Source organism: Paraburkholderia sediminicola (assembly GCF_046027825.1).
Lineage (GTDB): Bacteria > Pseudomonadota > Gammaproteobacteria > Burkholderiales > Burkholderiaceae > Paraburkholderia > Paraburkholderia sediminicola_D.
This window is the reverse complement of sequence record NZ_JAQQDU010000077.1, coordinates 17,465-42,845: the sequence shown is the minus strand read 5'-3', so window position 1 is coordinate 42,845 and position 25,381 is coordinate 17,465. Positions and strand designations below refer to the sequence as shown.

At 62.8% G+C, this 25,381-nt stretch carries 22 protein-coding genes; 2 read left to right on the top strand and 20 right to left on the bottom strand.

The window, feature by feature from the left end:
* Positions 1-166 precede the first annotated feature (166 nt).
* Positions 167-1,414, bottom strand: a complete 1,248-nt coding sequence (locus PQQ96_RS31495) for a cytochrome P450 (protein WP_408299803.1) — start codon at positions 1,412-1,414, stop codon at positions 167-169.
* A 349-nt stretch (positions 1,415-1,763) separates the two neighbouring features.
* On the opposite strand from PQQ96_RS31495, the gene serB reads away from it, so the two are divergent.
* Positions 1,764-2,603, top strand: a complete 840-nt coding sequence (serB, locus tag PQQ96_RS31490) for a phosphoserine phosphatase SerB (RefSeq protein ID WP_408299801.1) — start codon at positions 1,764-1,766, stop codon at positions 2,601-2,603.
* A 232-nt stretch (positions 2,604-2,835) separates the two neighbouring features.
* On the opposite strand, the gene PQQ96_RS31485 is transcribed toward serB, so the two are convergent.
* The 13 genes from PQQ96_RS31485 to PQQ96_RS31425 all read right to left on the bottom strand — a co-directional run bounded on the left by PQQ96_RS31485 (position 2,836) and on the right by PQQ96_RS31425 (position 18,125).
* Complete coding sequence (locus PQQ96_RS31485; RefSeq protein ID WP_408299800.1) at positions 2,836-3,285, bottom strand: hypothetical protein; 450 nt, start codon at positions 3,283-3,285, stop codon at positions 2,836-2,838.
* A 179-nt stretch (positions 3,286-3,464) separates the two neighbouring features.
* Entirely contained in the window at positions 3,465-4,649 is a 1,185-nt protein-coding gene (locus PQQ96_RS31480) for a cystathionine beta-lyase (RefSeq protein ID WP_408299798.1), read from the bottom strand.
* Between the two features lie 13 nt (positions 4,650-4,662).
* Positions 4,663-5,343 carry a hypothetical protein gene (locus PQQ96_RS31475; RefSeq protein WP_408299796.1) on the bottom strand — a complete coding sequence of 227 codons (681 nt, stop codon included), beginning with the start codon at positions 5,341-5,343 and terminating at the stop codon, positions 4,663-4,665.
* Positions 5,344-5,452: 109 nt separating this feature from the next.
* Positions 5,453-6,637: a beta-ketothiolase BktB gene (bktB, locus tag PQQ96_RS31470; protein WP_408299794.1), complete on the bottom strand. Its 1,185-nt coding sequence runs from the start codon at positions 6,635-6,637 to the stop codon at positions 5,453-5,455.
* 77 nt (positions 6,638-6,714) lie between these two features.
* Positions 6,715-7,680, bottom strand: a complete 966-nt coding sequence (locus PQQ96_RS31465) for a sugar kinase (RefSeq protein ID WP_408299792.1) — start codon at positions 7,678-7,680, stop codon at positions 6,715-6,717.
* Between the two features lie 3 nt (positions 7,681-7,683).
* Positions 7,684-9,075, bottom strand: coding sequence for a 30S ribosomal protein S12 methylthiotransferase RimO (rimO, locus tag PQQ96_RS31460; protein WP_408299791.1), 1,392 nt, complete (start codon positions 9,073-9,075; stop codon positions 7,684-7,686).
* A gap of 117 nt (positions 9,076-9,192) precedes the next feature.
* Entirely contained in the window at positions 9,193-10,245 is a 1,053-nt protein-coding gene (locus PQQ96_RS31455) for a tRNA dihydrouridine synthase (RefSeq protein ID WP_408299789.1), read from the bottom strand.
* A 391-nt stretch (positions 10,246-10,636) separates the two neighbouring features.
* Entirely contained in the window at positions 10,637-11,254 is a 618-nt protein-coding gene (gene phaR, locus PQQ96_RS31450; RefSeq protein WP_172314337.1) for a polyhydroxyalkanoate synthesis repressor PhaR, read from the bottom strand.
* Between the two features lie 134 nt (positions 11,255-11,388).
* Positions 11,389-12,129: a 3-ketoacyl-ACP reductase gene (locus tag PQQ96_RS31445; RefSeq protein ID WP_074284259.1), complete on the bottom strand. Its 741-nt coding sequence runs from the start codon at positions 12,127-12,129 to the stop codon at positions 11,389-11,391.
* Positions 12,130-12,317: 188 nt separating this feature from the next.
* A complete protein-coding gene (locus PQQ96_RS31440; protein ID WP_408299786.1) occupies positions 12,318-13,499 on the bottom strand; it encodes an acetyl-CoA C-acetyltransferase in 1,182 nt (393 codons plus the stop codon).
* Positions 13,500-13,634: 135 nt separating this feature from the next.
* A complete protein-coding gene (gene phaC, locus PQQ96_RS31435) occupies positions 13,635-15,449 on the bottom strand; it encodes a class I poly(R)-hydroxyalkanoic acid synthase (protein WP_408299805.1) in 1,815 nt (604 codons plus the stop codon).
* Positions 15,450-15,993: 544 nt separating this feature from the next.
* Positions 15,994-16,851 carry a peptidoglycan editing factor PgeF gene (gene pgeF / locus PQQ96_RS31430; RefSeq protein WP_408299784.1) on the bottom strand — a complete coding sequence of 286 codons (858 nt, stop codon included), beginning with the start codon at positions 16,849-16,851 and terminating at the stop codon, positions 15,994-15,996.
* The gene (locus tag PQQ96_RS31425; RefSeq protein ID WP_408299782.1) at positions 16,848-18,125 is read right to left on the bottom strand and encodes an RluA family pseudouridine synthase; all 1,278 of its coding nucleotides are present in this window, start codon (positions 18,123-18,125) and stop codon (positions 16,848-16,850) included. Before PQQ96_RS31425 ends, pgeF begins: the two co-directional genes overlap by 4 nt.
* A 38-nt stretch (positions 18,126-18,163) precedes the next feature.
* Between PQQ96_RS31425 and PQQ96_RS31420 the strand changes: the two genes are divergently transcribed.
* Positions 18,164-19,024, top strand: coding sequence for an outer membrane protein assembly factor BamD (locus PQQ96_RS31420; RefSeq protein WP_408299780.1), 861 nt, complete (start codon positions 18,164-18,166; stop codon positions 19,022-19,024).
* Between the two features lie 106 nt (positions 19,025-19,130).
* Here the strand turns inward: PQQ96_RS31420 and rlmD are convergent, their stop codons facing one another.
* From rlmD to surE, 6 genes are all read right to left on the bottom strand, one after another.
* Positions 19,131-20,549, bottom strand: a complete 1,419-nt coding sequence (gene rlmD, locus PQQ96_RS31415; protein ID WP_408299778.1) for a 23S rRNA (uracil(1939)-C(5))-methyltransferase RlmD — start codon at positions 20,547-20,549, stop codon at positions 19,131-19,133.
* Between the two features lie 155 nt (positions 20,550-20,704).
* Positions 20,705-21,481, bottom strand: a complete 777-nt coding sequence (locus PQQ96_RS31410) for a 3'-5' exonuclease (protein ID WP_408299776.1) — start codon at positions 21,479-21,481, stop codon at positions 20,705-20,707.
* Positions 21,482-21,485: 4 nt separating this feature from the next.
* Positions 21,486-22,568, bottom strand: coding sequence for an RNA polymerase sigma factor RpoS (gene rpoS / locus PQQ96_RS31405; RefSeq protein ID WP_408299774.1), 1,083 nt, complete (start codon positions 22,566-22,568; stop codon positions 21,486-21,488).
* A gap of 11 nt (positions 22,569-22,579) precedes the next feature.
* On the bottom strand, positions 22,580-23,512 hold the full coding sequence (locus PQQ96_RS31400) for a peptidoglycan DD-metalloendopeptidase family protein (protein WP_408299772.1): 933 nt from the start codon (positions 23,510-23,512) through the stop codon (positions 22,580-22,582).
* A 5-nt stretch (positions 23,513-23,517) separates the two neighbouring features.
* The gene (locus PQQ96_RS31395) at positions 23,518-24,621 is read right to left on the bottom strand and encodes a protein-L-isoaspartate(D-aspartate) O-methyltransferase (RefSeq protein ID WP_408299770.1); all 1,104 of its coding nucleotides are present in this window, start codon (positions 24,619-24,621) and stop codon (positions 23,518-23,520) included.
* Positions 24,618-25,376 carry a 5'/3'-nucleotidase SurE gene (gene surE / locus PQQ96_RS31390; RefSeq protein ID WP_408299769.1) on the bottom strand — a complete coding sequence of 253 codons (759 nt, stop codon included), beginning with the start codon at positions 25,374-25,376 and terminating at the stop codon, positions 24,618-24,620. The genes PQQ96_RS31395 and surE overlap by 4 nt, the downstream gene beginning before the upstream one ends.
* Between the last annotated feature and the right edge of the window lie 5 nt (positions 25,377-25,381).

Genomic DNA, 25,381 nt, shown 5'->3' with positions numbered 1-25,381 from the left:
CTAGGACCTTTGGTGAAGCACCAAGCGTGCCACGGTTTTGGCGCTATGACCGGCGCGGCGCCGTGCTGCCCGCCATGGGCATCGGCTGTAAGTCTTGCGTCATGTCGGCAAAAGATACGGCGTTCTGCGCCCTTGCGGCTCGATTGTGCTCGCTTGATCGTCCGCGTCAACCAGCGCTCGCCGGCTCAAGTTCGACCGGCACTGCTGCGAAGCCGCGAAACCGCACGCGTCCGCCGCGCGTCGGCTCGCCGTCGATCCGATACGCGGGAAAGCGCTGCACGAAGCGTCCGATGGCGATGCGCGCCTCGAGTCGTGCGAGCGACAACCCCGCGCACTGGTGAATACCGAAGCCGAACGCCAGATGCCGGTTTGGATCGCGGCGGATGTCGAAGCGGTCCGGTTCCGCGAACTGCTCGGGATCGCGATTGGCCGCGCCGATGCATAGCGTGACGGGCGTGCCACGCGCCACCGCGACGCCGCCGATCTCCGTGTCGACAGTTGCCATCCGGTTGCCCAACTGATTCGAACTCTCGAACCGCAAACACTCTTCGATCGCCGACTCGACCAGCGACGGTTCGCGCAGTAACGCGGCGCGCTGTTCCGGCCAGTCGGTGAGCGTAACGAGACCGTTGCCGATCAGGTTCGTGGTGGTCTCATGACCGGCGTTCAGGATGAAGATGCAGTTTTGCAGCAATTCGGCTTCCGACAATTGCTCGCCGCCCGCTTCGCCCTGGATCAGGCGCGTCAGCACGTCGTGCTGCGGATCACCGGGTTCACGCCGGCGCCGCGTCACCAGATCGCGCAAATAGTCAACGAATTCGCTGACTGCACGGTTTCCCCGTTCGAGTTGCGCCTCGCTCAGCGACGGCTCCAGCGCGCCGAGTATCGCCAGCGACCAGTCGCGCAACGGTTCGCGCTCAGCGTGCGGCACGTCCAGCAGATTACCGATGATCTCGACCGGGATCGCCGACGCGAACTCGCCGATCAGATCGATCCGGCCACGCAGCGCGGCAGCATCGAGCAGGTCATCAACGAGGCGGATCAGGCCCGGCTCCATGGCCGCGATGGCGCGCGCCGTCAGCGCGCCGGCGATCAGTTTGCGCACCCGCGTGTGACGCGGCGGATCGTTGAAGACAAGACTGGTGGTGTGATGGGTGTAGAGCGGTGAGTCACCGTACTTCGGCTTGAATTCGACGGTCTTGTCGGAACTGAACGTCTTCGGGTCGCGATAGACCGCCTGCACGTCGCGAAAACGCGTCAGGAACAGCGAGCCGTCCGGCATGCGTTTGACCGGTTCATGGGTACGCAGCGCATGGTAGACCGGGTACGGGTCGACATAGAACGCAGGGTTCAGCTGGCGCAGATCGAATTCGCGCGCAAGGGTGGACGCGTCGCTGGCGGTCGAGGGGGGCATAACTTGTCTCCGTGGTGATGCGCCTTCTCGCTTGTGCCAATGCGTGCCGTGTGCGGCGCGCCTAATAGGCGCGGCGGGCTCGATGGGCTGCGGGGCGTCGTTCGAAGCGACAGTATGACGTTGGCGCCGGATGATTGCACTGTGGATTACCTTGAGGGTTGCGTTGGGGGCTGCAAGGCGCGCCGCATTGCGGCCATGCTTGTCGTCGGGCGGCCGGCTTGCCATTTTCCGGTTGCAGGCTGTCCGGCGGGCCGCTGGCAGTCGAAACGCTGGCCGCCGAAACGTTACAATGGCGGGATTTTCCGCGCGCCTCGCGCGGCCGCCCTTTTCTGCGCCAATGCGTCCGCCCATGAACCTCGTCATCCAAAGCACCGCGCCCCTTTCCGCCGACCACCACAAAACGCTCGTCGCGCTCGCACGTGGCTCGCGCGCCGCTGCCATCGACGCGAACGCGATTCGCATCGCCGACGCCAACATTGCGCAGCGCGCCGACCTCGAGGTCTATTGCAGCACGCATCAACTGGACTATGCGTTTGTCGAACCCGGCCGACAGTTGCGTGACTTCGGCCTTGTCGCGATGGACATGGACTCGACGCTGATCACGATCGAATGCATCGACGAGATCGCTGATTTCTGCGGAATGAAAGCAGAAGTTGCCGCGATCACAGAAGCGTCGATGCGCGGCGAAATCAAGGACTTCAACGAGAGCCTGACGCGCCGCGTGGCACTGCTCAAAGGACTGGACGCCGGCGCGCTCGAACGCGTCTATGAAGAACGGCTGCAACTCTCGCCGGGCGCCGAACAGATGCTGGCTGGCGCGAAAGCAGCGGGATTGAAAACGCTGCTGGTGTCCGGCGGATTCACGTTCTTCACCGAAAAACTGAAGGCCCGGCTCGGCCTCGATTTCACGCGTGCGAACACGCTTGAAATCGTTGATGGAAAGTTGACCGGCAACGTGATCGGCGAAATCGTGAACGCCGACGTGAAGGCACACACACTGCGCGAGACGTGCGCCCAACTGGGCATCGAGCCGACCCGCGCGATTGCGATGGGCGACGGTTCGAACGATCTGAAAATGATGGCCGCTGCGGGACTTTCCGTCGCGTTCCGCGCGAAACCCGTGGTGCGCGAAGCAGCCAGCGTGGCCTTCAACCACGTTGGGCTGGATGGGTTGCTACGGCTGTTCTGAAGCTTGGTTTGCGCTGGCCGATGCAATGGCGGCCAGCGCCGGTACAAGAATTATTTGTTGAGATGGGCAATCAGGAACATGCCCAACATGGAGATCCCAGTGACTCCGATCACGACGCTATTCCACTTCAGAAAAAGGGCGCAGTTTTCTTCAGATTCCAGAAACGTGAATAGTTTATGCATGAGTGACTCCCAAAAGGAGATCAGTATAAGAGCTGCGTTATCTAAAAAATCTAAATCAGATGCACGTGTAGGATTACCAACAGAATAGCTGCAAGAGATGTTGCAAGAATCGAAGTCGCAATGGTCACACGCGACAACGCCCCCGTAGCGTACCGTTTCTGCCCGTCACGAATGCATGTGGCCACTTGATCATGATGTGTATTCACCAAAGACAACATCACGATATTCGAACAGGCGAATGCCAGGATGCAAAATCCAGCAATGGCGCCCTCCAGCATAGGCACCACGCCACTTCCCCGCTCCAGCGCAGTCACCGCCTCATAAACCGCGGCCGCGCACAGCCCGATCGCACACCAGAACAGTTGGCCGTCTTTCACTGATGCGGCGATCAACGCCTTCGCGACGCGCCAGCCGTGCGTGGGTGCGACGAGCGCTAGCGTAAAGATCGGGCCGACAATCGGCACGCCAAGATTCAGCAACATCCAGAAAAATAGATTCATCTGAACTCACCATAGTGCACCAACCGTTAGTAAAGTGCGCACCATCGTAGCGTCGAGATCCGGCGTCGACCATTCAGCCGAATGGTTAGGCCAACTGACTATGTTGACAAAATAAAAAAAACCATCGGGCACACGTCCCGATGGGCTTACTCAACCTTCAGCAACCTGCTCTCTGCCGCTTAACCCAGCGCCACCAGACACTGTTCGATATCCGCGCGCAAATCGGCTTCTTCTTCCAGTCCGATATAGAACCGCACCAACGTACCGCGATACGGCCATTGACCTTCCGTGCGCATCGAGGCGACGTCATACGGCATCGCGAGACTGTGCGCACCGCCCCAGCTCCAACCGAGCGAAAACAGCTCGAGCGACTCGCAGAACGTGTCGATTTGCGCCGCGCTGTAACGTGCGTCGAACACGACTGAGAACAGTCCGCCCGCGCCTGTAAAGTCGCGCTCGAAAAACTCATGCCCCGGACAGTCCGGCAACGCCGGGTGCAAAACCGCGGCAATTTCCGGGCGCGTCTTCAGCCATGTGGCGAGGCCAAGCGCTGCGCGGTCATGCTGTTCGAAGCGCAGTTGCATGGTCGGCAGGCTGCGCAGAATCAGCGAACAGTCATCTGCCGACACGCCGATACCCATGCGCATGCGCGCAGCCTTCAGCTTCAGATGCAACTCGCGATCGACCGTGATCGTCGCGCCCATCAACACGTCGCCGCCGCCCGACTGGTACTTGGTCAACGCCTGCACCGAGATATCGACACCGTGGTCGAACGGCCGGAAACCGAGCCCCGCCGACCAGGTATTGTCGATCGCCGTGACAACGTTGCGCGCGCGCGCCACCGCGGTGATGGCGGGCACGTCGGGTACTTCCATCGTGACCGAGCCAGGTGCTTCGAGCCAGATCAAACGCGTATTCGGCTGGATCAGATCCGCGATCCCCGCGCCGATCATCGGATCGTAGTAGCGCGCCGTGATACCGAAATCGCGCGCCAGCCAGTCGCCGTGATCGCGGTTCGGCGAGTAGACGTTATCGGGGATCAGCACGTCGTCGCCGGCCTTCACGAGGCCGAAGTAGACGTTCGAAATCGACGATAACCCCGAAGGCTGCAACAACGCGTGATTGCCGCCTTCGATGGTGGCAAGCCGCTGCGCCAGCGCGAGCGAAGTCGGCGTGGCGTGCAGGCCATAGCGCCATTGCGCGTCATTTTTCCAGTCGAGCGCGCGCATCGTCGCGAGATCGGGGAAGACGACCGTCGAAGCGCGCGTGACCGGCATCGAGAACGACTCGAAACCCGGTGTGAGCTGGTCTTCGTGACGCACGATACGCGTTTGCAGGCCGCGTTTGAGTTTGGATTGGGTCATGTGTATGTAGACTTTATTCGCCGATTTGCAGGTTGCTAACCCCACCAACAGCGTGACTACCGCTTGTCGCCGATGCGGGCGCTGCTGCCCCGCCGGCCGACGGTTGTGGGGCGACCGCGGCCTTGTTGGCCGCCGCACCGGCACCCGCACCCGCCGATGCAGCCGGCACAGCCTGCCCGGCTGCCAGTGGCTTCAGATCGAACGGTTGCGGGTCGGAATCGTCAACGTTCATCCGGTCGCCTGCTACCGAACCGTCGGCGGCAAATTTGCCCACCCAGTTGCCGGTGATATGCGTGCCGTCGTTCGATTCCTCGACTTCGAGTGTGTCGCCGTCACGGTCGCCCGCGATCAGGATCACTTCGCCGGTATCGGTGTATTGATACTCGCCGTGCACGCCGGCGGGGTCGTCGGTTTTCGCGCCGAGACGCAGTACGATCTGACGCGAGCCCAGCATGCCAGCGTAGCGCGGAAACTTCGCGAATTCGGGGCTCGGTTTGAGCGGCAACTGAATCGGCGGGGGCGCCGCCAACTCCTTCACCGCGTCGCTTTGCGCCCATGCCTGCGCGGGCAGCAGAGCCCCGCCGCCGGCACACAGCAATGCGGCCACGCTCACTACGCCCCGAAGAAAGTTCCTTTGGGGGATTGCCCAACCGCGCCGACGCATCGCATCCTTCATCGCGTTCGATTCCTGCATCCGTTCTTTCCTTGTTGCCCAATACTGCTTGATACTGGTTTGCTACCCGTTGACTACCGGGTTTCGTTCGGCGGGGAACGTCGACACGTTGCGTTGCCCCGCCTCGGCCTCATATCCGTTCGAAAATCGCCGCAATACCCTGCCCGCCGCCGATACACATCGTCACCAGCGCATACCGGCCGCCGATCCGCTGCAATTCATACAGCGCCTTGACGGCAATCAATGCGCCAGTCGCGCCGATCGGGTGGCCGAGTGAAATGCCCGAGCCGTTCGGATTGACCTTGGCCGGATCGAAGCCAAGTTCCTTGCTAACCGCGCATGCCTGAGCTGCAAACGCTTCGTTCGCTTCGATGACATCCAGATCGGCGACCGTCAGGCCGGCGCGCTCGAGCGCTTTGCGCGTCGCCGGCACCGGGCCGATGCCCATGTATGCCGGATCGACACCCGCATGCGCGTACGAAACCAGCCGTGCCAGCGGTTTGATGCCGCGCTGTTCAGCGACGCTGCGTTCCATCAGTACGACCGCCGCGGCGGCGTCGTTGATGCCCGACGCGTTGCCGGCCGTCACCGTGCCGTTCTCCTTCGCGAACACCGGCTTCAACTTGGAGAAGTCTTCTGCCGTTGCGTTCATGCGCGTGTGCTCATCCGTATCGAATACGACGTCGCCCTTCTTCGACGGAATCGTGATCGGCAGGATCTGGTCCTTGAAGTAGCCGCTCGTAATCGCATTGGCCGCGCGGCGATGCGATTCGAGCGCGAGCGCATCCTGCGTTTCGCGCGAGATGTCGTACTTGCGCGCGACGTTCTCGGCGGTGACGCCCATATGGATGGACTGGAACGGGTCGTTCAGCGCGCCGACCATCATGTCGACGAGGCGCGCATCGCCCATGCGCTGACCAAAGCGCGCAGCCGGCATGGAATACGGCGCGCGGCTCATGTTTTCCGCACCGCCGCCGATCGCGATGTCGGCGTCGCCGAGCAGCACGCTTTGCGCGGCCGAGACGATGGCCTGCAAGCCCGAGCCGCACAAGCGGTTGACGGTCAACGCGGGCGCATGTTGCGCGACGCCGCCGTTGATCGCCGCCACGCGGGCCAGGTACATGTCTTTCGGTTCGGTATGCACGACGTTGCCGAACACCACATGACCGACTTCGTCACCCGATACGTTCGCGCGCGCCAGCGCTTCACGCACGACACGTGCGCCCAGATCCGTCGGCGGAAAATCCTTCAGACTGCCGCCAAAACCACCGATCGCCGTACGCACACCGCTTACCACCACTACGTCCCGTTGCATCGCTCGCTCCTCTCTTTAGTGTCTCAAGATGATCTTGCCCTGGCGGGCTGCGAGGCGCGCCTTACGGCGCGTTGCCGTCAGCCGGCCAGGATGTGTTCGACCGCCGCCCGCGACGGGATCGGCGCGACCGCGCCGTAACCTTGCGTGGACAGGGCCGCGGCGACGTTCGCATAACGCGCCGCTTGAAAAGGATCGTCGCCCGCGACGATGCGCGCGATAAACGCGCCGCCAAAACAGTCGCCCGCGCCGGTTGCATCGACCGCGTTGACGACGTGGCCCGGCACAACGCGCCGTTCGTCAGGCGTGGCGATGTATGAGCCTTCCTTGCCAAGCTTGAGCGCCACGACACGCGGACCGTGCGACAGCAGAAAATCGACGATCTCGTCGCGACCGGTCAAGCCGGTGAGTTCAGTGACGTCGTCCCAACTCGGCAGGCAAATGTCGGTTTGACGAATGGCTTCGAGCATCACCGCGCGCGCCCTCGCGAGCGGCCACAGCTTCAAACGCAGATTGGTGTCGAAGCTCACGCGCACGCCGTTTTCGCGCGCATGCCCGATCGCCGCCAAAGCGGCGTCGCAGGCGCTCAGACTGATTGCGAGACTGATGCCGGACAGGTGGATGACCTTGGCTGCGGCGATGGCATCGAGCGGCAAATCGTGCGGCGCGTAGCGGCTCGCGGCCGAACCCGCACGCAGATAATCGAATGCGTGACCTTCAGGACCGTGCGAAACGAAATAGACCCCAGTGGACGCGTGCGGATCGACGCGCACGAGCGACGTCTCAACCTGTTCGCGCTCCCACAGATCGATCAACAGACGCCCGAAATGGTCGCTGCCGACAGCCGAGACGAAACCCGTCTTCGCGCCCTGCCGGGCTGCCGCGATGCAGAAGTTCGACGTATCGCCGCCGAAGCCCTGCAGATAGTTCGGCTGATCTTTGGCCGACTGATTGAATTCGATCATCGCCTCGCCGAACGCGAGAACGTCGGGGCGCTGGACTGCCGGAGTTCGGGAAGCCGGCGTGCCGGCCATGCTCACCGCCATCGCTTATACCTCGCCCCACAGGTCGTGACCGTCGGCGCCGGTGATTTTCACCGACACGAAATCGCCGACCTTGTAACGCTTCGACGCCTTGGTGGCCGGTGCGATATACACGACACCGTCGATCTCGGGTGCGTCCGCCGCCGTGCGGCCGATGCCGCCGTCAGCATTGATCTCGTCGACCAGCACTTTCAGCGTCTTGCCGACCTTCTTCGCGATCCGTTTGGCCGACACTTCTTCAGCGACTTCCATGAAACGCGCGCGACGTTCTTCACGCACCTCGTCGGGCAATGCACCGTCGAGTTCGTTGGCGGTCGCGCCTTCGACCGGCGAGTAAGCAAAGCAGCCGACCCGATCCAGTTCCGCCTCGCGGATGAAGTCGAGGAGCGTCTGGAACTGCTCTTCAGTCTCGCCCGGGAAGCCGGCGATGAACGTGCTGCGGATCGTCAGATCGGGGCACATTTCGCGCCACGCCTTCACGCGCTCCAGGACCTTCTCGGCGTTGGCGGGACGCTTCATGCGCTTCAACACTTCCGGATGCGCATGCTGGAACGGCACATCCAGATACGGCAGCACATGGCCCTTGAACGGACCTTCGGCCATCATCGGAATGACTTCATCGACGCTCGGATACGGATACACGTAATGCAAACGCACCCATGCGCCGTATTGCGCCGCGAGTTCGCCGAGCGCGCCGACCAGATCGGTCATGCGCGTCTTGATCGGCTTGCCGTTCCAGAAACCGGTACGGTATTTGACGTCGACGCCGTAGGCGCTCGTGTCCTGCGAAATCACCAGCAGTTCCTTCACACCGGACTTGAACAGGTTCTCCGCTTCGAGCATCACGTCGGCGACCGGGCGCGACACGAGGTCGCCGCGCATCGACGGGATGATGCAGAACGTGCAGCGGTGGTTGCAGCCTTCGGAAATTTTCAGGTACGCGTAGTGGCGCGGCGTGAGCTTCACGCCGGCCGCCGGAACCAGATCGGTGAACGGATCGTGCGGCTTCGGCAGATGGTGGTGCACCGCCTGCATCACTTCGCCGAGCGCGTGCGGGCCGGTCACGGCCAGCACCTTCGGATGCACTTCTTCGATCAGGTTCGAGCCACTCGCGCTCTGCTTGGCGCCGAGGCAACCCGTGACGATCACCTTGCCGTTTTCGCTGAGCGCTTCGCCGATCGCGTCGAGGCTTTCCTGCACCGCTTCGTCGATGAAGCCGCAGGTGTTGACGACCACGAGGTCCGCACCGTCGTACGTACCGGAGATCTCGTAGCCCTCGGCGCGCAACTGCGTGATGATCTGTTCGGAGTCGACGAGTGCTTTAGGACAGCCGAGGCTGACGAAACCGACCTTCGGAATCGAAGGGGTCGGCACGGCGGGGGAAATGGTCTGCGACATAGGTGGGTCCGGCGTATAGCGGTGACGATGGCGACAAATGGGGACGGTGCGGCAAGGCCAAGGGGTCCGATGGTCACAAAGACCACAGCCCGCACAGCGTCCCGCGCACGCAACCCTTTATTGTACCGCGCCGGCGACCGTGCAGTCGGCCAGGTGGCGGGGCGTTGCCGCATCGAGCAGACCGCGGGCCGCGCCTTGACGTGCCGGGATCAGATCGTTGAACGCCAGGGCACGCTCGATCACCTCAAGAATCTCACGCGAATCATGCAGGCGCCGGATGGCAGCATGCAGCTCGGCAGCCTGCGGCCAGGTCCGTTTCAGATAGCTGAGCCACATTTTGACGCGTCCGTGCTCATGACAGGCCGCGACCCGGGCCTGCAATTTTTTCAGGTAATCGGCGAGATGCCCCAGGACAGCCGGCCATTCCTCGCTGGATGGAGACCGGTCCATCAGTCCGCGTATCCGCAAAGCCAGGAACGGATCCGACACGGCGCCGCGCCCGATCATCACGTCCGCGCAGCCGCTGACCGCCCGGCACCGCTCCCAGTCGGCCACCGTCCAGACTTCTCCGTTGGCAATGACTGGCACATCTACGGCGGCGTCGATATGCGCGATCCACTCCCAGTGGGCTGGCGGCCGGTAGCCATGATCACGCGTTCTGGCATGCACGACGAGGGAGGCCGCGCCGCCTTCTGCCAGCGCTGTGGCGCAGTCGATCGCGAGCGAAGTATCGGACACGCCGAGCCGCATTTTTGCCGTCACGGCGATGCTGGCAGGCACCGCAGCGCGAACAGACGAAACGATCCGGTTCAGTTGTTCAGGGTGCGCCAGCAGCATCGCGCCGCCACCGTGCCGGTTGACGACTTTGGCGGGACAGCCGAAGTTCAGATCGAGTCCATGCGGCGACAGACTGGCCGCCTGGGCCGCATTCAGCGCCATCCATTCAGGATCGCTGCCGAGTAGCTGGATCACCATCGGCGTGCCGCAAGGTGTGCGGCCTCCGTGGAGGACTTCCGGCGTATCCCTCTCGTAAACACGCTCGGGAAGCACCGAGCCCGTCACCCTGACGAACTCGGATACACACCCGTCGAACCCGCCCGTGCTGGTCAGTACGTCGCGCAACACATAGTCCGCAAGCCCTTCCATGGGCGCAAGAAACAGCTGGCTCATGCGAGAGCACCGCCTAAGCTGTTGTTGCGAAGCTTACGGTCAGCCAAGGCTGACAAATCCGGCCTTGGGAATCGAAGGCGTGGGTGCAGTAGGGAAACGGGTGTGCGGCATAGGTGGGGCTGGCATACAGCGGTGGCGACAAATGGGGAAGCTGCGACAGGGGCTGAGGGGCCACAGGATCAATCGGACCACAAGGACCACACCCCGTGACAATGTCTGCGCACGCAACCCACGATTGTACCGCCCCCGCGACCGTCAGCTCGTGCCCGGCGCGCTGACCGCCGCGGTTGCACACCCGGCGCCCCCTTGGCGCGGCGTGCACACCGCTCCGACGCGGCCGTGTGGCGGACGCATCAAGACGTGCTGGCCACGTCCGCGTCGCGCTCTGCCGTTACTTCTTCTCCGGCTCCGGATCCGTTTGCGGATTAGCTGGCGTGGCTGGCGCTCCGGCCGCATTCACCGGCCCGCCTGGCGTGAACGGGAAGGTGGCGAACATCGATTTCGCCTGGTTCTGCATCTGCTCCTGCATCTGCACGAACATGTTCTTCGACTGTTCGATGTAGCTGGTCATCATGCCCTGCATCATCGGCGCCTGCATGTTCATGAACTGCGACCAGACCTCGGGATTCATCGCCTTGCCTTCGTACAGATTTTTCGATTGGTCGGCGAGTTTTGCCTGAATATCGATGAAGGCCTGAATATTTTTTTCCAGATACGTGCCCATCATGCCCTGCATCGCATGTCCGTAGAAACGGATGATCTGCGACAGCATCGACGACGAGAACATCGGCAAGCCACCGCTCTCCTCTTCGAGAATGATCTGCAACAGAATGGCGCGCGTCAGGTCCTCGTTGCTCTTCGCATCGATGACCTTGAAATCCTCCTGATCCAGCACGAGCTGCTTAACGTCCGTCAGCGTGATGTACGTGCTTGTCTCGGTATCGTAGAGCCGGCGATTCGGATACTTCTTGATCAATCGTTCGGCTGTTTTCTTTGTAGTAGTGGTCATGTAACGCCTTTGAGCGCAAGTTAAGCGCCGAAACGGCGTCATACCGACTGCGCAATCGGGCAATTGCACAGTCGAGACGCCGCCGGAACCATCTGAGCAGAAGCGCGCTGCCTTGTGAGCGGCGCGCCCATCACTCAGCCCATATGCAAACCGCCATTCAGCGAAAAATCAGCGCCCGTGGAGAAACCCGATTCGTCCGAGGCGAGCCATGCCACGATCGAGCCGATTTCGTCCGGCTGACCGAGACGGCGCACCGGAATCGTTGCGACGATCTTTTCCAGCACGTCCGGGCGGATCGACTTGACCATATCCGTGCCGATGTAGCCAGGCGACACGGTGTTGACCGTCACGCCCTTGGTGGCCACTTCCTGCGCCAGCGACATCGTGAAGCCGTGAATGCCGGCTTTCGCAGTCGAGTAGTTGGTCTGGCCAAACTGACCCTTCTGGCCGTTCACCGACGAAATGTTGATGACCCGGCCAAAGCCGCGCTCGACCATCCCGTCGATCACCTGCTTGGTGACGTTGAAGAGACTGGTCAGATTGGTGTCAATCACCGCCGTCCAGTCTTCGTGCGTCATCTTGCGGAATACGACGTCGCGCGTGATACCGGCGTTGTTCACCAGAATATCAACCTCGCCGACTTCGGCCTTGACCTTGTCGAACGCCGCCTTGGTCGATTCCCAGTCGCCGACGTTGCCTTCGGACGCAATGAAATCGTAGCCAAGCGCCTTCTGCTCTTCGAGCCACTTTACGCGGCGCGGTGAGTTCGGGCCACAGCCTGCGACTACCTTGAAGCCCTCTTTGTGCAGCCTCTGGCAAATGCTCGTGCCGATGCCACCCATCCCGCCCGTTACGTACGCAATTCGCTGTGTCATAAACTACACTCCATTATCGTTTTCGAGGTGCCGACCGGCTGCCTCTTCCCTCGCCTGGTGCTTCATCTCCACTGCCGCCGGGCGACCGGCCGGCGAGGCCATCGCTCACCACGCGCCACCTGCTGCCAGGTGACGCGCGGCAACCCTGCTTACCGCCTGCTAATCCACTTGCGCCTGCACGGGGCCCGTTAAGCGCGCTCGAGCGCCAGTGCCACGCCCATACCGCCACCGATACACAGCGACGCCAGACCCTTCTTCGCATCGCGTTTCTGCATTTCGTGCAGCAGCGTGACGAGAATCCGGGCGCCGGACGCGCCGATCGGATGGCCGATCGCGATCGCGCCGCCGTTCACGTTGATCTTCGATGCGTCCCAGCCCATCTGCTGATTCACGGCGCACGCCTGTGCGGCAAACGCTTCGTTGATTTCCATCAGGTCCAGATCGGCCGGCGTCCAGCCCGCGCGTTCGAGACAACGGCGCGATGCGGGCACCGGGCCCATACCCATCACCTTCGGATCCAGACCCGAGGTGGCGTACGCCTTGATGCGCGCAAGCGGCGTGAGGCCGAGCGCCTCGGCCTTCTTCGCCGACATCACCAGCACCGCTGCCGCGCCGTCGTTCAGACCCGACGCATTGGCCGCTGTCACCGAGCCTTCCTTCGAGAATGCCGGCTTCAGACCCGCCAGCGATTCAGCCGTCACGCCGTGACGCACGAACTCGTCTGTTGCGAAACGCAGCGGCTCGCCCTTGCGTTGCGGAATCTCGACCGGCACGATTTCGTCGTTGAAGCGGCCCGACTTCTGCGCGGCTTCCGCCTTGTTCTGCGACAGCGCCGCAAATGCGTCCTGTTGCTCACGCGTGATACCGTATTCCTTGGCGACGTTTTCCGCCGTCACGCCCATGTGGTACTGGTTGTAGACGTCCCACAGGCCGTCGACGATCATCGAGTCGATCAGCTTCGCGTCACCCATGCGGAAACCGTCGCGCGAGCCCGGCAGCACGTGCGGTGCGGCGCTCATGTTTTCCTGACCGCCGGCAATCACGATGTCGGCGTCGCCCGCGATGATCGCGTTGGCCGCCAGCATCACGGCCTTCAGGCCCGAGCCGCACACCACGTTGATCGTCATGCCGGGCACGGCCGTGGGCAACCCCGCCTTGATCAGCGACTGACGCGCCGGGTTCTGCCCCGAGCCTGCTGTCAGCACCTGCCCCAGAATGACTTCGCTGACCTGCTCAGGCTTCAGACCAGACCGTTCGAGCACGGCGCGAATCACTGTGGCGCCGAGTTCGGGCGCGGCGATCTTCGCCAGCGACCCACCGAATTTGCCAACTGCCGTACGGGCGGCCGATACGATCACAACATCAGTCATTTCCATATCCTCCGGGCACATCGGCCAACGACGCCGTAGCCCGTCAAGTTAAAAATCTCGTTGCTCCAGCGCCCTTGCTCAATCAAACGCGCACTCATACCGCCAAACAAATCGCGCCTTCAGGCGCGCTAAAACCTACTCCCGTTGCCGCACATAACGTCCCGGCGCCGGCTCGATCACAGGGAATTCAGCGGATCCGGCTGCGGCGCGCGGTTTCACTTTCTTGCCGCCATACTGGTCGAGCCACGTGGTCCATTCAGGCCACCAGCTGCCAGGCACTTCCGCCGCCTGATCGAGCCATTCGTCCGGGCTTTCCGGCAACGTCTTGACGTCGCCTTCCAGCGTCCAGTAGTTGCGCTTTTTCTTCGCGGGCGGATTGATCACGCCTGCGATATGACCCGACGCGCCGAGCACGAACTTCAGCGGCCCGGTAAGCAGCGGCGCCGATGCATATGCGGTTTGCCACGGCACGATATGGTCTTCGCGTGAACCGTAGATGAAAGTGGGCACATCGATCTTCGAGAGGTCGACCGGCTCGCCGCAGGTGGTCAACGCACCGGGCTCGCGCAGACGATTCTCTAGATACGTGTTGCGTAGATACCAGACATACATCGGGCCCGGCAGACTGGTCGAATCGCCGTTCCAGTACAGCAGATCGAACGGTACCGGCGTGCGCCCCTTGAGGTAATTGTCGACGACGTAGTTCCACACCAGATCGTTCGGCCGCAGGAACGAGAAGGTGTTGGCGAATTCGATGCCGCGCATCAATCCGGGCGCGCTGCCATTCTTGCCGCCGATGGTCTGCTCGCGCATCTGCACGTGCGCCTCGTCGACGAAGACGTCGAGCACACCGGTGTCCGAGAAGTCTAGCATCGCGGTGAGCAAGGTCATCGACGCGGCCGGATGCTGGCCGCGCGCGGCCGCCACTGCCAGCGCCGTGGCAAGCATGGTGCCGCCCACACAGAAACCCAGCGTGTTGATCTGCTCGCGGCCGCTGATCTTGCTGACCGTCTCGATCGCCTTGAGAACGCCCTCGCCGATGTAGTCGTCCCACGTCTTGCTCGCGATCGATGCATCCGCATTGCGCCACGAAATCAGGAACACCTGATGCCCCGAATCGAGCCCGTGCGCGACCAGCGAGTTCTCCGGTTGCAGATCGAGAATGTAGAACTTGTTGATGCAAGGCGGCACGATCAGCAGCGGCCGCTCACGCACGGTGGCCGTGCGCGGCTTGTACTGGATCAACTGCATCAGATCGTTCTCGAACACCACCGAACCTTCGGTGTTCGCGAGATTTTCGCCGACCACGAACCGCGATTCGTCCGTCTGCGAGATCTTGCCGCGCTGCAAATCGCCCAGCAGATTCATCACGCCCTGCCGCAAGCTCTCACCCTTGCTATCCAGCAAGGTCTTTTGCGCTTCCGGATTCAATGCAAAGAAGTTGCTGGGCGATGCCGCCGCGGTCCATTGCTGAATGGCGAAACGGATACGCTCGCGCACCTTCGGTTCTGTATCGAGCGCGTCGACCATTTCCTGCAGATAGCGCGCGTTCAACAGATACCACGCAGCAGTAAATGCATAGGCCGGCGTCGAACTCCACGCGTCGGAACTGAAGCGGCGGTCCTTGAGTTCGGGCGCTTTCGTCGTGGAGTTGGTCGCCTGCTGGATCAGCTCCATCGCCTCGCGCGAATAATCGGCTTGCAGCTTTTGCAGACGCTCCGACGGAATCGCGGCGGCCGGAACGTTGAGTCCGGCGAATGAAGGCATGGACGGCAGGGATCCCGTAGCCAGCTTGCTGAAGTCAGGCATGCCGGGGAACGACGGCATCTGCGGCAGACCCATTTGCGGCATCTGCGGGATGTTCGGCATCGGGAAAGCCATGCCGTTGCTGCCAGGCAGCATGCCGGGCGAACGCCATGCGTTCATCCAGGCGTCGAATAACTGTTGCATGCCTGCGGCTGACGTTGCGCCGCTCGTACCGGCCTGCTGCGTATGCTCCGTCGAGGAGTCCGTGCTGGGGGAAGCCGAGGAATGTGATGCTGCCATACCTGCTTTTACCGGTAAGTCCTTGCGGACGGGTTGAGAGGCAGGTTCGTGCGCACGTGGGCGATTGCTCGCGACCTCGTCACGCCCTGTCCCATGGTCGAGGAGCTGTGAGGAACATTCTTGCTCCCCATCGCAAGGCATGTCAATGCTTGTTCCCGATTTTGCCGCAGTGCGATAGTTTTTTAATTATCGTTTTCCCTGTGTAGCAGATCGCGCTTTCGGGACATGGGTTGGCAAGTGCCGGAGCAAGCGAAAAAAGCGCCCATATTGCATGGGTTTACGCGCATTTATCCGCTCGCCTGCCAACACTTCCGGCGGCAGATTGACGCCGCGCGCAGCGCGTTCCGGCAGCGCAGCAAAAAAGCGCGCCGCGCCTCCGAACAAACCCTCATACGCATGCTCGCAGGAAGGCGTCGTGCCCACCGCAGTGGGCGCCACAGTGGCCAGCTTATTCCGCGATCGTCTGCGCCTGATCGTCCAGCCAGATCAGCGCAGCCATGCGACCCGTCTCGCGATCGCGGCGATATGAATAGAAACGCTCACGTTGCGTGACCGTACACAGATCGCCGCCGACGATGCGCGTCACGCCGAGCCGCTGCAAGCGCAAGCGTGCCAGCGCGGCGAGATCGGCGAGATATTTGCCGGGGTTTTGCGGATGCACAATGAATGCATTCGCAGTGGCCTCGCGTTGCGCGCTTTCCACGCCATTCATGAAGGCGTCACGCACATCTGCACCTACCTCGAAGGCGTCCGGCCCGATCGCCGGGCCGAGATAGGCATGCAACGACGCGGCCTCCACGCCGGCGAGCGCGGCGACACGTTGCGCGGTCTGTTCGACGATTCCCGCCGCGAGGCCTCGCCACCCGGCATGGGCCGCACCGACGGCGCGGCCCGCTTCATCGCACAGGAGCACCGGCATGCAATCGGCCACCATCACGACACATACCGTGCCGGGCCGATCGGTGACACTGGCATCGGCGCGTGTCGGCGCGCCAATTGCACGAGCCTGCTCGAGCACTTCTTCAGCACGCACGATGCCGGCGCCATGAATCTGCTCGAGCCATGCGGCCTCGCCTACGCCGGCCAGATTCAGCAGCCGTGTGCGATTGGTTGCCACCGCGGCGGGATCGTCACCGGCCTTCATCCCCAGATTCAGGCCGCCCGGCTGGTCCGCGCCGCCCTGCCAGCGGCCGAACGGCGGCTCGCTCACGCCGCCATTGCGCGTGGTGACGAGCGCGCGCACACGCGGCGACACGTTCCACGCGGGTTGTACAACGTCGGCAAAGCTCAGCTCGGGCAAGCTCATGCGTGACCGTCCTCGTCGTGTTCGTCACCTTCGTCGTGATCGCCGTCACCGTGGGCTTCGTCTGCGTCGGCATCATCGTCGTCCAACGAGGCGTCGTAGTCGTCTTCCTCATAGTACGTCTCGTCGAACTCGCCCGCATCGTCGCGCCCGAGGCCAAGCGCCGCCGACAGCACCTGCATGTCTTCCGGCGCATCAGCGCGCCATTGCATGGTCCGGCCGGTTTGCGGATGGATCAGGCCGAGGCGCCATGCGTGCAGTGCCTGACGCGCGAAACCGTCCGGCAGCGGCGTCACCGAACGCTTGCCGCGCGCCCGCCCATAAACCGGATCGCCAAGCAGGGGATGGCCGATATGCGCGCAATGCACGCGAATCTGATGGGTGCGACCGGTTTCCAGATCGCAATGAATCGCGGTGACCGGCTGACGTTGCCAGATCGCCGTATCCACGCGCCGGAAATGCGTGCGCGCCGCTTTGCCCGATGCGCTCGTCACCACCGCCATGCGTGTGCGTTCGCGCGGATCGCGGCCGATCGGCGCGTCGATCGTGCCTTCTTCGGGCATGTTGCCCCACACCAGCGCGAGATAACGGCGCTTCACCGTGCGCGCCTGGAGCTGGCGCACCAGATCGGTCTGCGCCTCGAGCGTGCGCGCCACCACCATCAGGCCGGAGGTTTCCTTGTCGAGCCGATGGACGATACCGGCACGCGGCAGGCCCGCCGCGGCGTCGCCATAGCGGTACAGCAGTCCGTTCAGGACGGTGCCGCTCCAGTTGCCGGCCGCCGGATGCACCACCATGCCGGCCGGCTTGTTGATGACCACCAGCGTGTCGTCCTCGTAGACGATCTCGAGCGGCACCGGCTCGGGCGTGAACGCGAGCTGCTCCGGCAGCAGATCGGGCACGAGCTCGATGGTGGCGCCAAGCGGCACCGGCTGACGAATCTTTGCCGGCTTGCCGTCGACGCGCACCCGCTCCGACTCGATCCAGCTTTGCAGCCGGTTACGTGAAAACTCAGGAAAGACTCGGGCAAGCACCTTGTCGAGGCGCTCGCCGGCCATTTCGTCGGGTACGACGACGCTGCGCGGAGACTCATCCGCCACGAGGCTTACCACCCTCGGCACCATGCTTGGCGGGCTGTCGGCGGCGAACGCGTCGCTGCCGAGATCGTCGTCGAGTGAATCGACGCCCAACGCGTCGGAGGGGTCAGCGCTTACGCTATAATCTTTGTTGCTATTCCCGGCGCCGGTTGCGGCGCCTGGAGTATTTGAGCGGGTCATTGAGTCTGGGTCACCTGGACGTAAAGCTAGACTGGAAAATGCGAGCCTTGAACACCATCACTAAAGCGGCGATCAATTTGGCGGCCATCAAGAAGGCGGCCCGGAAAGTGGCCGGATACATTGCGTGCGCCGCAGCCGTCGCCATTGTTGCGGCTTGTCACGGCCTGCCGGAAAAAACCGACGAGACGGCTACGTGGAACAACAACAAATTATATACGGAGGCGAACGACGCTCTGACCGGTGGTGATTTCGGCAAGTGCGCCAAGTATTTCGAGATGCTCGAAGGCCGCGATCCGTTCGGCCACTTTGCCCAGCAAGCGCAGATCAACGTCGCGTATTGCAACTGGAAAGATAACGAAAACGCCGCCGCCGACCAGGCAATCGACCGCTTCATCCAGCTGCACCCGGATCACCCGGACATCGCCTACGCGTACTACCTGAAGGGCATGATCCACTTCAACGACGACCTCGGTCTGTTCGGCCGCTTCTCCGGCCAGGACATGAGCGAGCGCGATCCGAAGTCGCTGCGCGAGTCGTATGACGCGTTCAAGGTCGTGGTCGACAAGTACCCGAACAGCAAGTATGCGCCGGACGCCGCGCAACGCATGCGCTATATCGTGAACGCGCTGGCGGCGCATGAAGTCCACGCGGCGGATTATTACTACCGCCGTGGCGCCTACGTCGCTGCGATCAACCGCGCGCAACTGGCGTTGAAGGAATACAAGAACGCGCCGGCGATTGAGGACGCACTGCACATCATGATGCTGTCGTACGAGAAGCTGAATCAGCCGCAACTGGCCGACGACACCAAGCGCATTCTGGCCGGCACCTTCCCCGACAGCCCGTACATTACGGGCCATGCAAGGCCGGGTAAGGAAAAGTCGTGGTGGCAGTTCTAAACCCCGACTAGCTGCTTTAAACAAAAACGCCACGACCGAAGTCGTGGCGTTTTTGTTTGTGCGGCGCCGCCAGCCTATGCACTACCAGCTAGCGCAACAGGCGCCCTCAGTCCCGCTCGAACAACGCAATCGACTCCACATGCGAGGTGTGCGGGAACATGTTGACCACGCCCGCGCCCACCAGCCGATAGCCGGCTTCGTGCACCAGCACGTCCGCATCGCGTGCGAGCGTCGCCGGGTTGCACGACACGTAGACGATGCGCTTGGGCAACGGCCCATGGCCGCTCTGCGCGATCTCCGCGAGCGCCTTGGCGACAGCCACCGCGCCTTCGCGCGGGGGGTCGACGAGGAATTTGTCGAAATGGCCGAGCGCGCGCATGTCGTCGGCGGTGACCTCGAACAGGTTGCGGCAGGCGAACGACGTATGGCCTGCGACCCCGTTCAGCTCAGCATTGGCGAGCGCGCGCGAAGTCAGCACATCACTGCCTTCGATGCCCACCACTTCCTTCGAAATCCGCGCGAGCGGCAGCGTGAAGTTACCGATTCCGCAGAACAGATCGAGCACGCGGTCCGTGCTGGCCGGGGCCAGCAGACGCAGTGCACGGCTCACCAGCACGCGATTGATCGCGTGATTCACCTGGGTGAAATCGGTCGGCTTGAACGGCATGCGGATGTTGAATTCCGGCAGCGTGTAGTCGAGCTCCAAGTCGAGCGGATAGAACGGCATGACCGTATCAGGACCGCCCGGTTGCAGCCACCACTGCACCTTGTGCTCGTCGGCGAAATCGCGCAGCACCTGTTCGTCGGCGGCGGTGATCGGCGCAAGATTGCGCAGCACCAGCGCGGTGACCGACGAGCCAACCGCGAGCTCGATCTGCGGCATGCGATCGTAAATCGACAGCTTGCGGACCATGAAACGCAGCGGCATCAGCATCGCCGATATATGCGGCGGCAGCACCTCGCAGGTTTTCATGTCGGCGATATTGCTGCTCGTCTTCTCGTAGAAGCCGATGCGCATGCCGCCCTTTTCCGGCAGATAGCGCACAGCCAGACGCGCGCGGTAACGGTAACCCCACGCCGGCCCATGAATCGGCCGGAACACCGTCTCCGGGCGCAGCTTCGCCAGGTGCTGGAAATCGTCTTCGAGCACGCGCTGCTTGACGGCGATCTGGGCGCGGATGTCGAGATGCTGCATCGAACAACCGCCGCAAATATCGAAGTAGGTACATTTCGGCTTGGTGCGGAGCACGCTTTCGCGGAACACCTGCACGACCTTAGCCTGCTCGAATTTCGGTTTGTTGCGATACGTCGAGTAGCTGACACGCTCGCCGGGCAACGCGCCTTCGACAAAGATCACCTTGCCGGGCGTGCCGTCTTCGCTCTCGATGCGGCCCACGCCGCGCGCTTCCATATCGAGCGAAACGATTTCGATGATCGGCTCATTGCCGGTAATGACGTGCACTTTCGCCGGAGCGGGCGCCTTCTGGCGCTTGGGCGAACGACGTTGGGGGGCAGTTCGGGACACCTGCGACTTCCTGACAACTTTGGGGGAAAGGCGAGATTGTAGACGAAGCGCCGCCCTTGCCCATGATTCGGCGCGGCTGCGATGGCCGCATCGCGCGTGGCGCCTCGAACGAGACCAAGCGTGCGCGGCCCTTCGTCACACGACCGGCTGGCGGCCTACTGATCGAATGCGGCCAGATACTCGGCCCATTGCGGCGCCGTTTCCAGCGCCAGCGCATTTTTGACCAGGTTGATCTCATCCGCGTACTCTTCGGCCGAAAACGCGCCGCGGATTAGCTGGAAGCGGCAATACAGCAGGTAGGTATTCACGACGTCGGTCTCGCAATAATTGCGGATTTCCTCGATGCGGCCGTCCTGGTACGCGTGCCACACCTGACTGCCGTCCATGCCCATCTTGCCTGGGAAACCGCACATCTTCGCAAGCGCGTCGAGCGGCGCATTGGCACGCGCCTGATACATCGCCAGCACGTCCATCAGGTCGGTGTGACGCGAGTGATAACGGCTGATGTAGTTGTTCCACTTGAACTCGCGGTCGTCCTCGCCCAAGTCCCAGAAACGGGAGGCCGGGATGCCGTTGATCAGCGCGCGGTAGTTCAGCACCGGCAGGTCGAACCCGCCGCCATTCCACGACACGAGCTGCGGCGTGTATTTTTCGATCACGCGATAAAACGACTGCACGAGCGCCGCCTCGCCGTCTTCCAGCGCGCCGAGCGAGCGGACACGGAAGCCGTTGTTGTCACGAAATACACAGGAAATCGCCGCGATCCGTTGCAGATGGTGCGGCAGGAAATCGCTGCCGGTCTTTTCGCGGCGCGCCGCAAAAGCGTGCTCGGCGACTTCGGCGTCGCTCAGCGTGGCAGGCAGATCTTCGAGGCGGCGAATGCCGGCGACATCGGGAATGGTCTCGATGTCGAAAACAAGAATCGGTGTCATCAGGTTATAGAACGGCGTCCTTCCGAACACCGTTGGACGCAAAGAAGCGCTTCAGCCGCACCAGCGCCTCCTGCTGGATCTGGCGCACACGCTCGCGCGTGAGGCCCATTTCGTCGGCCAGCTCTTCGAGCGTGGCGGGCTCGATGTGGTTCAGCCCGAAGCGGCGTTCGATCACATGACGATGCTTGTCCGACAGCCGCGCGAGCCACGCACGCGTGAGCGTTTCCAGCTCGCGGTGCTGCACTTCTGCATCCGGCGACTGGCTTTGGTCGTCGGACAGCAAATCGAGCAGGCTGCTCGCCGGGTCGAGATCGAGCGGCGCGTCGAGCGACGCGGTGTGTTCGTTCAGCGCGAGAATGTCGGTGACTTCGTCGGTGGTCTTGCCGGTCAGATAGGCAATGTCGTCGATGCTGGCATCGCGGCGCTCGGCCGCTTCGCCGGAATTCATCGAATTTTTTTCCAGATGGCGCTTCGCGCGCAGCACCTGGTTGAGCTCACGGATCACGTGCACCGGCAAACGCACCGTGCGCGCCTGGTTCATGATCGCCCGCTCGATGCTCTGGCGAATCCACCATGTGGCATACGTGGAGAAACGGAAGCCGCGCGTAGGATCGAATTTCTCAATCGCGTGCATCAGCCCGAGGTTGCCTTCTTCGATCAGATCGAGCAGCGGCACGCCGCGGTTCAGGTAACCCTTCGCGATGCTGACCACGAGCCGCAAATTGCGCTCGATCATCACTTGCCGCGCCTCGAACTCGCCCGCCTTCGCCAGACGCGAATACTTCTGCTCTTCTTCGACCGTCAGAAGCGGCTTGACGCTGATGCGGTTCAGGTAATGCTGAATCGTGTCAGCCGTCAACTCGGCTTGCAGCAGCGCGCGGAAATCGTCTGCGTCCGGTGCGGCTTCGCTGACACTTTCGCGTGCGTCCCCAGCCTCTTCCGCGCCACCCTGGCGTTCGTCGACATCGCGCTCCTCTGCGATCTCTTCTTCCACCTCCGAAGCGCCACCCTCGTCCACCGAAGCGGACGTGACGCGGCTGATCGTCTCAGACTCGGCTTGCGGCGGGCGGTGCTTCGATTTCGGCATGGTCGTATCGCTTATTGCGGCGGCAAGTACTTCAGTGGGTCGACAGGTTTACCCTGACGGCGAACTTCGAAATGCAACATCACGCGGTCGGAATCACTATTGCCCATCTCAGCGATCTTCTGCCCTTTGGTCACCGCATCCCCTTCTTTTACCATCAAAGCGCGGTTGTGTGCATACGCCGTGAGATAAGTTGCATCATGCTTGATGATAATGAGATTGCCGTAACCACGCAGCCCATTTCCGGCGTAAACCACGCGTCCATCCGCCGACGCTTTGACGGGATCGCCTGCGTTGCCGCCGATATTAATCCCCTTGTTTGTCGAATCGTTGAACGTGCCGAGCATCGGCCCCCGCACCGGCCATGCGAACACGACGTTGCCGGATGCGCCGGCGCTCGAGTCGCTCGCAGCACCCGGATTGGCCGGCGGCGTCAGCGAAGCGTTGTTCGCACCATAGATCGGCGGCGTCGCGACGCCTGCTGCGGCACCTGCCGACGGCGGCGTGCTGCCAAGCGGCGCGCTCTGCACCGCACCGCCGCTGCCGATCGGCGCCGTCGACACACCCGGCGTCAGTGCGGCGGTGTTCGCGCCTGGCGGCACGACGCGCAGCAACTGATCGACTTCGATCTGATTCGGGTTAGTGAGATTGTTCCACGTCGAAATATCGCGGTAATTCTGGCCGTTCTCCAACGCGATCCGGTACAGCGTATCGCCCGGCTTCACGCGATAGTAGCCCGGCGGCGGCGGTCCGAGCGGCACGGCCGGCTGCTGCGCGGCTTGCGTGCCGAGCGCGCCGCTGCCGGAGCGGTCGACGACCGGTGCCTGATCGAGGCGGGTCGCACAGGCCGACATCAACAGGGACAAGGCGAGCACGCACACGCTACGCTGGGTTACGGTCATGGGAATATTCAGTCTGGTTCTTTGCATCGCGCGCAACATACTCATCGGTGTCAAATCACTCCGGATTTTAAGGGTACAAAGAAAACGCGATCGAGCCGCGACTCGCGCCACTGCGCGGGTCCGAGTCGCTCGACCAGAGTCAGCACCTGGTTCTGGCCTTCCTGCGAGCCGACCGGCGCAACCAGACGGCCGCCGATCGCGAGTTGCTCAAGTAATGCTTGCGGTACATCGAGCCCGGCCGCGGCGATCACGATCGCATCGAACGGCGCTGCCGACGGCAGCCCCAGCCGGCCATCGCCGTAGTGCAGCCGGATGTTCGGAATGCGCAGCGGACGCAAGTTTGTCTTCGCGCGTTCAGACAGCGGCTTGATGCGTTCGATCGAATAAACGTCCCGCGCGACCTGGCTCAGCACCGCCGCCTGATAGCCGCAACCGGTGCCGATTTCGAGCACGTTGTTCAACGCGCGGCCGGCGGCCGCCAGTTCGATCATCCGCGCGACCACGGAGGGCTTGGAAATCGTCTGGTGATGGCCGATCGGTAACGCGGCATCTTCGTAGGCCTGAGCCGCAAGGCCCGGGTCGACGAACATGTGGCGCGGCACCACCGACATCGCGTTCAACACGCGCTGATCGGTCACACCGTTCGCACGCAGGCGTTCGACCATCCGTTCGCGAACCCGTTCCGAAGTCAGTGCTAAAGCGCCGTTCAACGCGACGTTCGGCACCGCGGTGCGCTCGCTGAGTTTGGTGGCGACCTTGTTCACCGGCGCCGGTTTCGGCGCGGCGCGTACAGCCGAACCTTGCGCGATGGCTGTTGCGTGTGGTTTGGCCTGCGGTTTTGTTTGGGACTTGCTCTGGGCGCTAACAGACGACTTCAGCGCCCCGTTCACCGGCGCCTGCATGGGCGCCTTAGCTTGCGGCTTTGCTTGCGGCGTCGCTGGCGATTGGGTCTGCACCCTCGCCGGCGGCTTCGCCTGAACCTTCCCCACGGAGCCAAGTGGCGAGTTCTTCGCCGGTTGCTGGCGTGCGTTCAGCGCCGCACTCGCGGCGAGTACCGCCGCGCGCACTTCACCCGGACGCCCTTCAGGCCGGCGCGGTTCGCGCACCAGATCCTCGAGGCCGAGCGGAAAGCGCTTTGCGCGCTCGCCGGTCATGAAGCGCTGCTACCGGCGCGCGCCCAGTCACGCGCCGCGGGCAGCATTTGGGTGTGGGTCAGGTCGAGCTGCAACGGCGTGATCGACACCTGGCCGTTGGCAACGGCGTGAAAATCAGTGCCTTCGCTCGCATCGCGCGCACTGCCCGACGGGCCGATCCAGTAGATCGGTTCGCCGCGTGGGTTGGTCTGGCGGATCACCGGCTGCGACGGATGCCGCTTGCCAAGACGCGTGATCTGCCAGCCACCGAGTTGCTCGTACGGCAGGTTCGGAATATTGACGTTCAGGAGCGGATGCCCCGGCAACGGTTGTTTGAGGTAGTGCGCGACGATCTCGGCTGCAACACGCGCAGCGTCTTCGAGATGCACCCAGTCTTTGTCGACCAGCGAGAAGGCGATGGCAGGCACACCGAACATGACGCCCTCGGTGGCGGCGGCGACGGTGCCCGAATAGAGCGTGTCCTCGCCCATGTTCTGGCCGTTGTTGATGCCCGAGACGACCAGGTCAGGCCTGTGGTCCAGCATACCGGTTAGCGCGATGTGCACCGAGTCGGTTGGCGTGCCGTTGACGTAGTAAAAACCGTTCGCCGAACGCAGCACCGAAAGCGGACGCGACAGCGTCAAGGAATTGGACGCCGCGCTGCAGTTCTGCTCGGGGGCCATCACGGTGACCTCCGCGATCGGCTTGAGCGCTTCGTAAAGCGCGGCAAGGCCGGGCGCCAGGTAGCCGTCGTCATTGCTGAGTAGGATTCGCATGCGGC

Bases quoted from the DNA above. Each gene is read 5' to 3' on its own strand.
- serB (WP_408299801.1), top strand. From the start codon at position 1,764: ATGAACCTCGTCATCCAAAGCACCGCGCCCCTTTCCGCCGACCACCAC.
- phaR (WP_172314337.1), bottom strand. From the start codon at position 11,254: ATGACCACTACTACAAAGAAAACAGCCGAACGATTGATCAAGAAGTAT.
- PQQ96_RS31480 (WP_408299798.1), bottom strand. From the start codon at position 4,649: ATGACCCAATCCAAACTCAAACGCGGCCTGCAAACGCGTATCGTGCGT.
- PQQ96_RS31475 (WP_408299796.1), bottom strand. From the start codon at position 5,343: ATGCAGGAATCGAACGCGATGAAGGATGCGATGCGTCGGCGCGGTTGG.
- rimO (WP_408299791.1), bottom strand. From the start codon at position 9,075: ATGTCGCAGACCATTTCCCCCGCCGTGCCGACCCCTTCGATTCCGAAG.
- rpoS (WP_408299774.1), bottom strand. From the start codon at position 22,568: ATGCCGAAATCGAAGCACCGCCCGCCGCAAGCCGAGTCTGAGACGATC.
- bktB (WP_408299794.1), bottom strand. From the start codon at position 6,637: ATGCAACGGGACGTAGTGGTGGTAAGCGGTGTGCGTACGGCGATCGGT.
- phaC (WP_408299805.1), bottom strand. From the start codon at position 15,449: ATGCAACAGTTATTCGACGCCTGGATGAACGCATGGCGTTCGCCCGGC.
- PQQ96_RS31395 (WP_408299770.1), bottom strand. From the start codon at position 24,621: ATGACCGGCGAGCGCGCAAAGCGCTTTCCGCTCGGCCTCGAGGATCTG.
- PQQ96_RS31485 (WP_408299800.1), bottom strand. From the start codon at position 3,285: ATGAATCTATTTTTCTGGATGTTGCTGAATCTTGGCGTGCCGATTGTC.
- PQQ96_RS31455 (WP_408299789.1), bottom strand. From the start codon at position 10,245: ATGAGCCAGCTGTTTCTTGCGCCCATGGAAGGGCTTGCGGACTATGTG.
- pgeF (WP_408299784.1), bottom strand. From the start codon at position 16,851: ATGAGCTTGCCCGAGCTGAGCTTTGCCGACGTTGTACAACCCGCGTGG.
- PQQ96_RS31400 (WP_408299772.1), bottom strand. From the start codon at position 23,512: ATGAGTATGTTGCGCGCGATGCAAAGAACCAGACTGAATATTCCCATG.
- PQQ96_RS31445 (WP_074284259.1), bottom strand. From the start codon at position 12,129: ATGACACAGCGAATTGCGTACGTAACGGGCGGGATGGGTGGCATCGGC.
- surE (WP_408299769.1), bottom strand. From the start codon at position 25,376: ATGCGAATCCTACTCAGCAATGACGACGGCTACCTGGCGCCCGGCCTT.
- PQQ96_RS31440 (WP_408299786.1), bottom strand. From the start codon at position 13,499: ATGACTGATGTTGTGATCGTATCGGCCGCCCGTACGGCAGTTGGCAAA.
- PQQ96_RS31420 (WP_408299780.1), top strand. From the start codon at position 18,164: ATGCGAGCCTTGAACACCATCACTAAAGCGGCGATCAATTTGGCGGCC.
- PQQ96_RS31410 (WP_408299776.1), bottom strand. From the start codon at position 21,481: ATGACACCGATTCTTGTTTTCGACATCGAGACCATTCCCGATGTCGCC.
- PQQ96_RS31425 (WP_408299782.1), bottom strand. From the start codon at position 18,125: ATGACCCGCTCAAATACTCCAGGCGCCGCAACCGGCGCCGGGAATAGC.
- PQQ96_RS31495 (WP_408299803.1), bottom strand. From the start codon at position 1,414: ATGCCCCCCTCGACCGCCAGCGACGCGTCCACCCTTGCGCGCGAATTC.
- PQQ96_RS31465 (WP_408299792.1), bottom strand. From the start codon at position 7,680: ATGGCGGTGAGCATGGCCGGCACGCCGGCTTCCCGAACTCCGGCAGTC.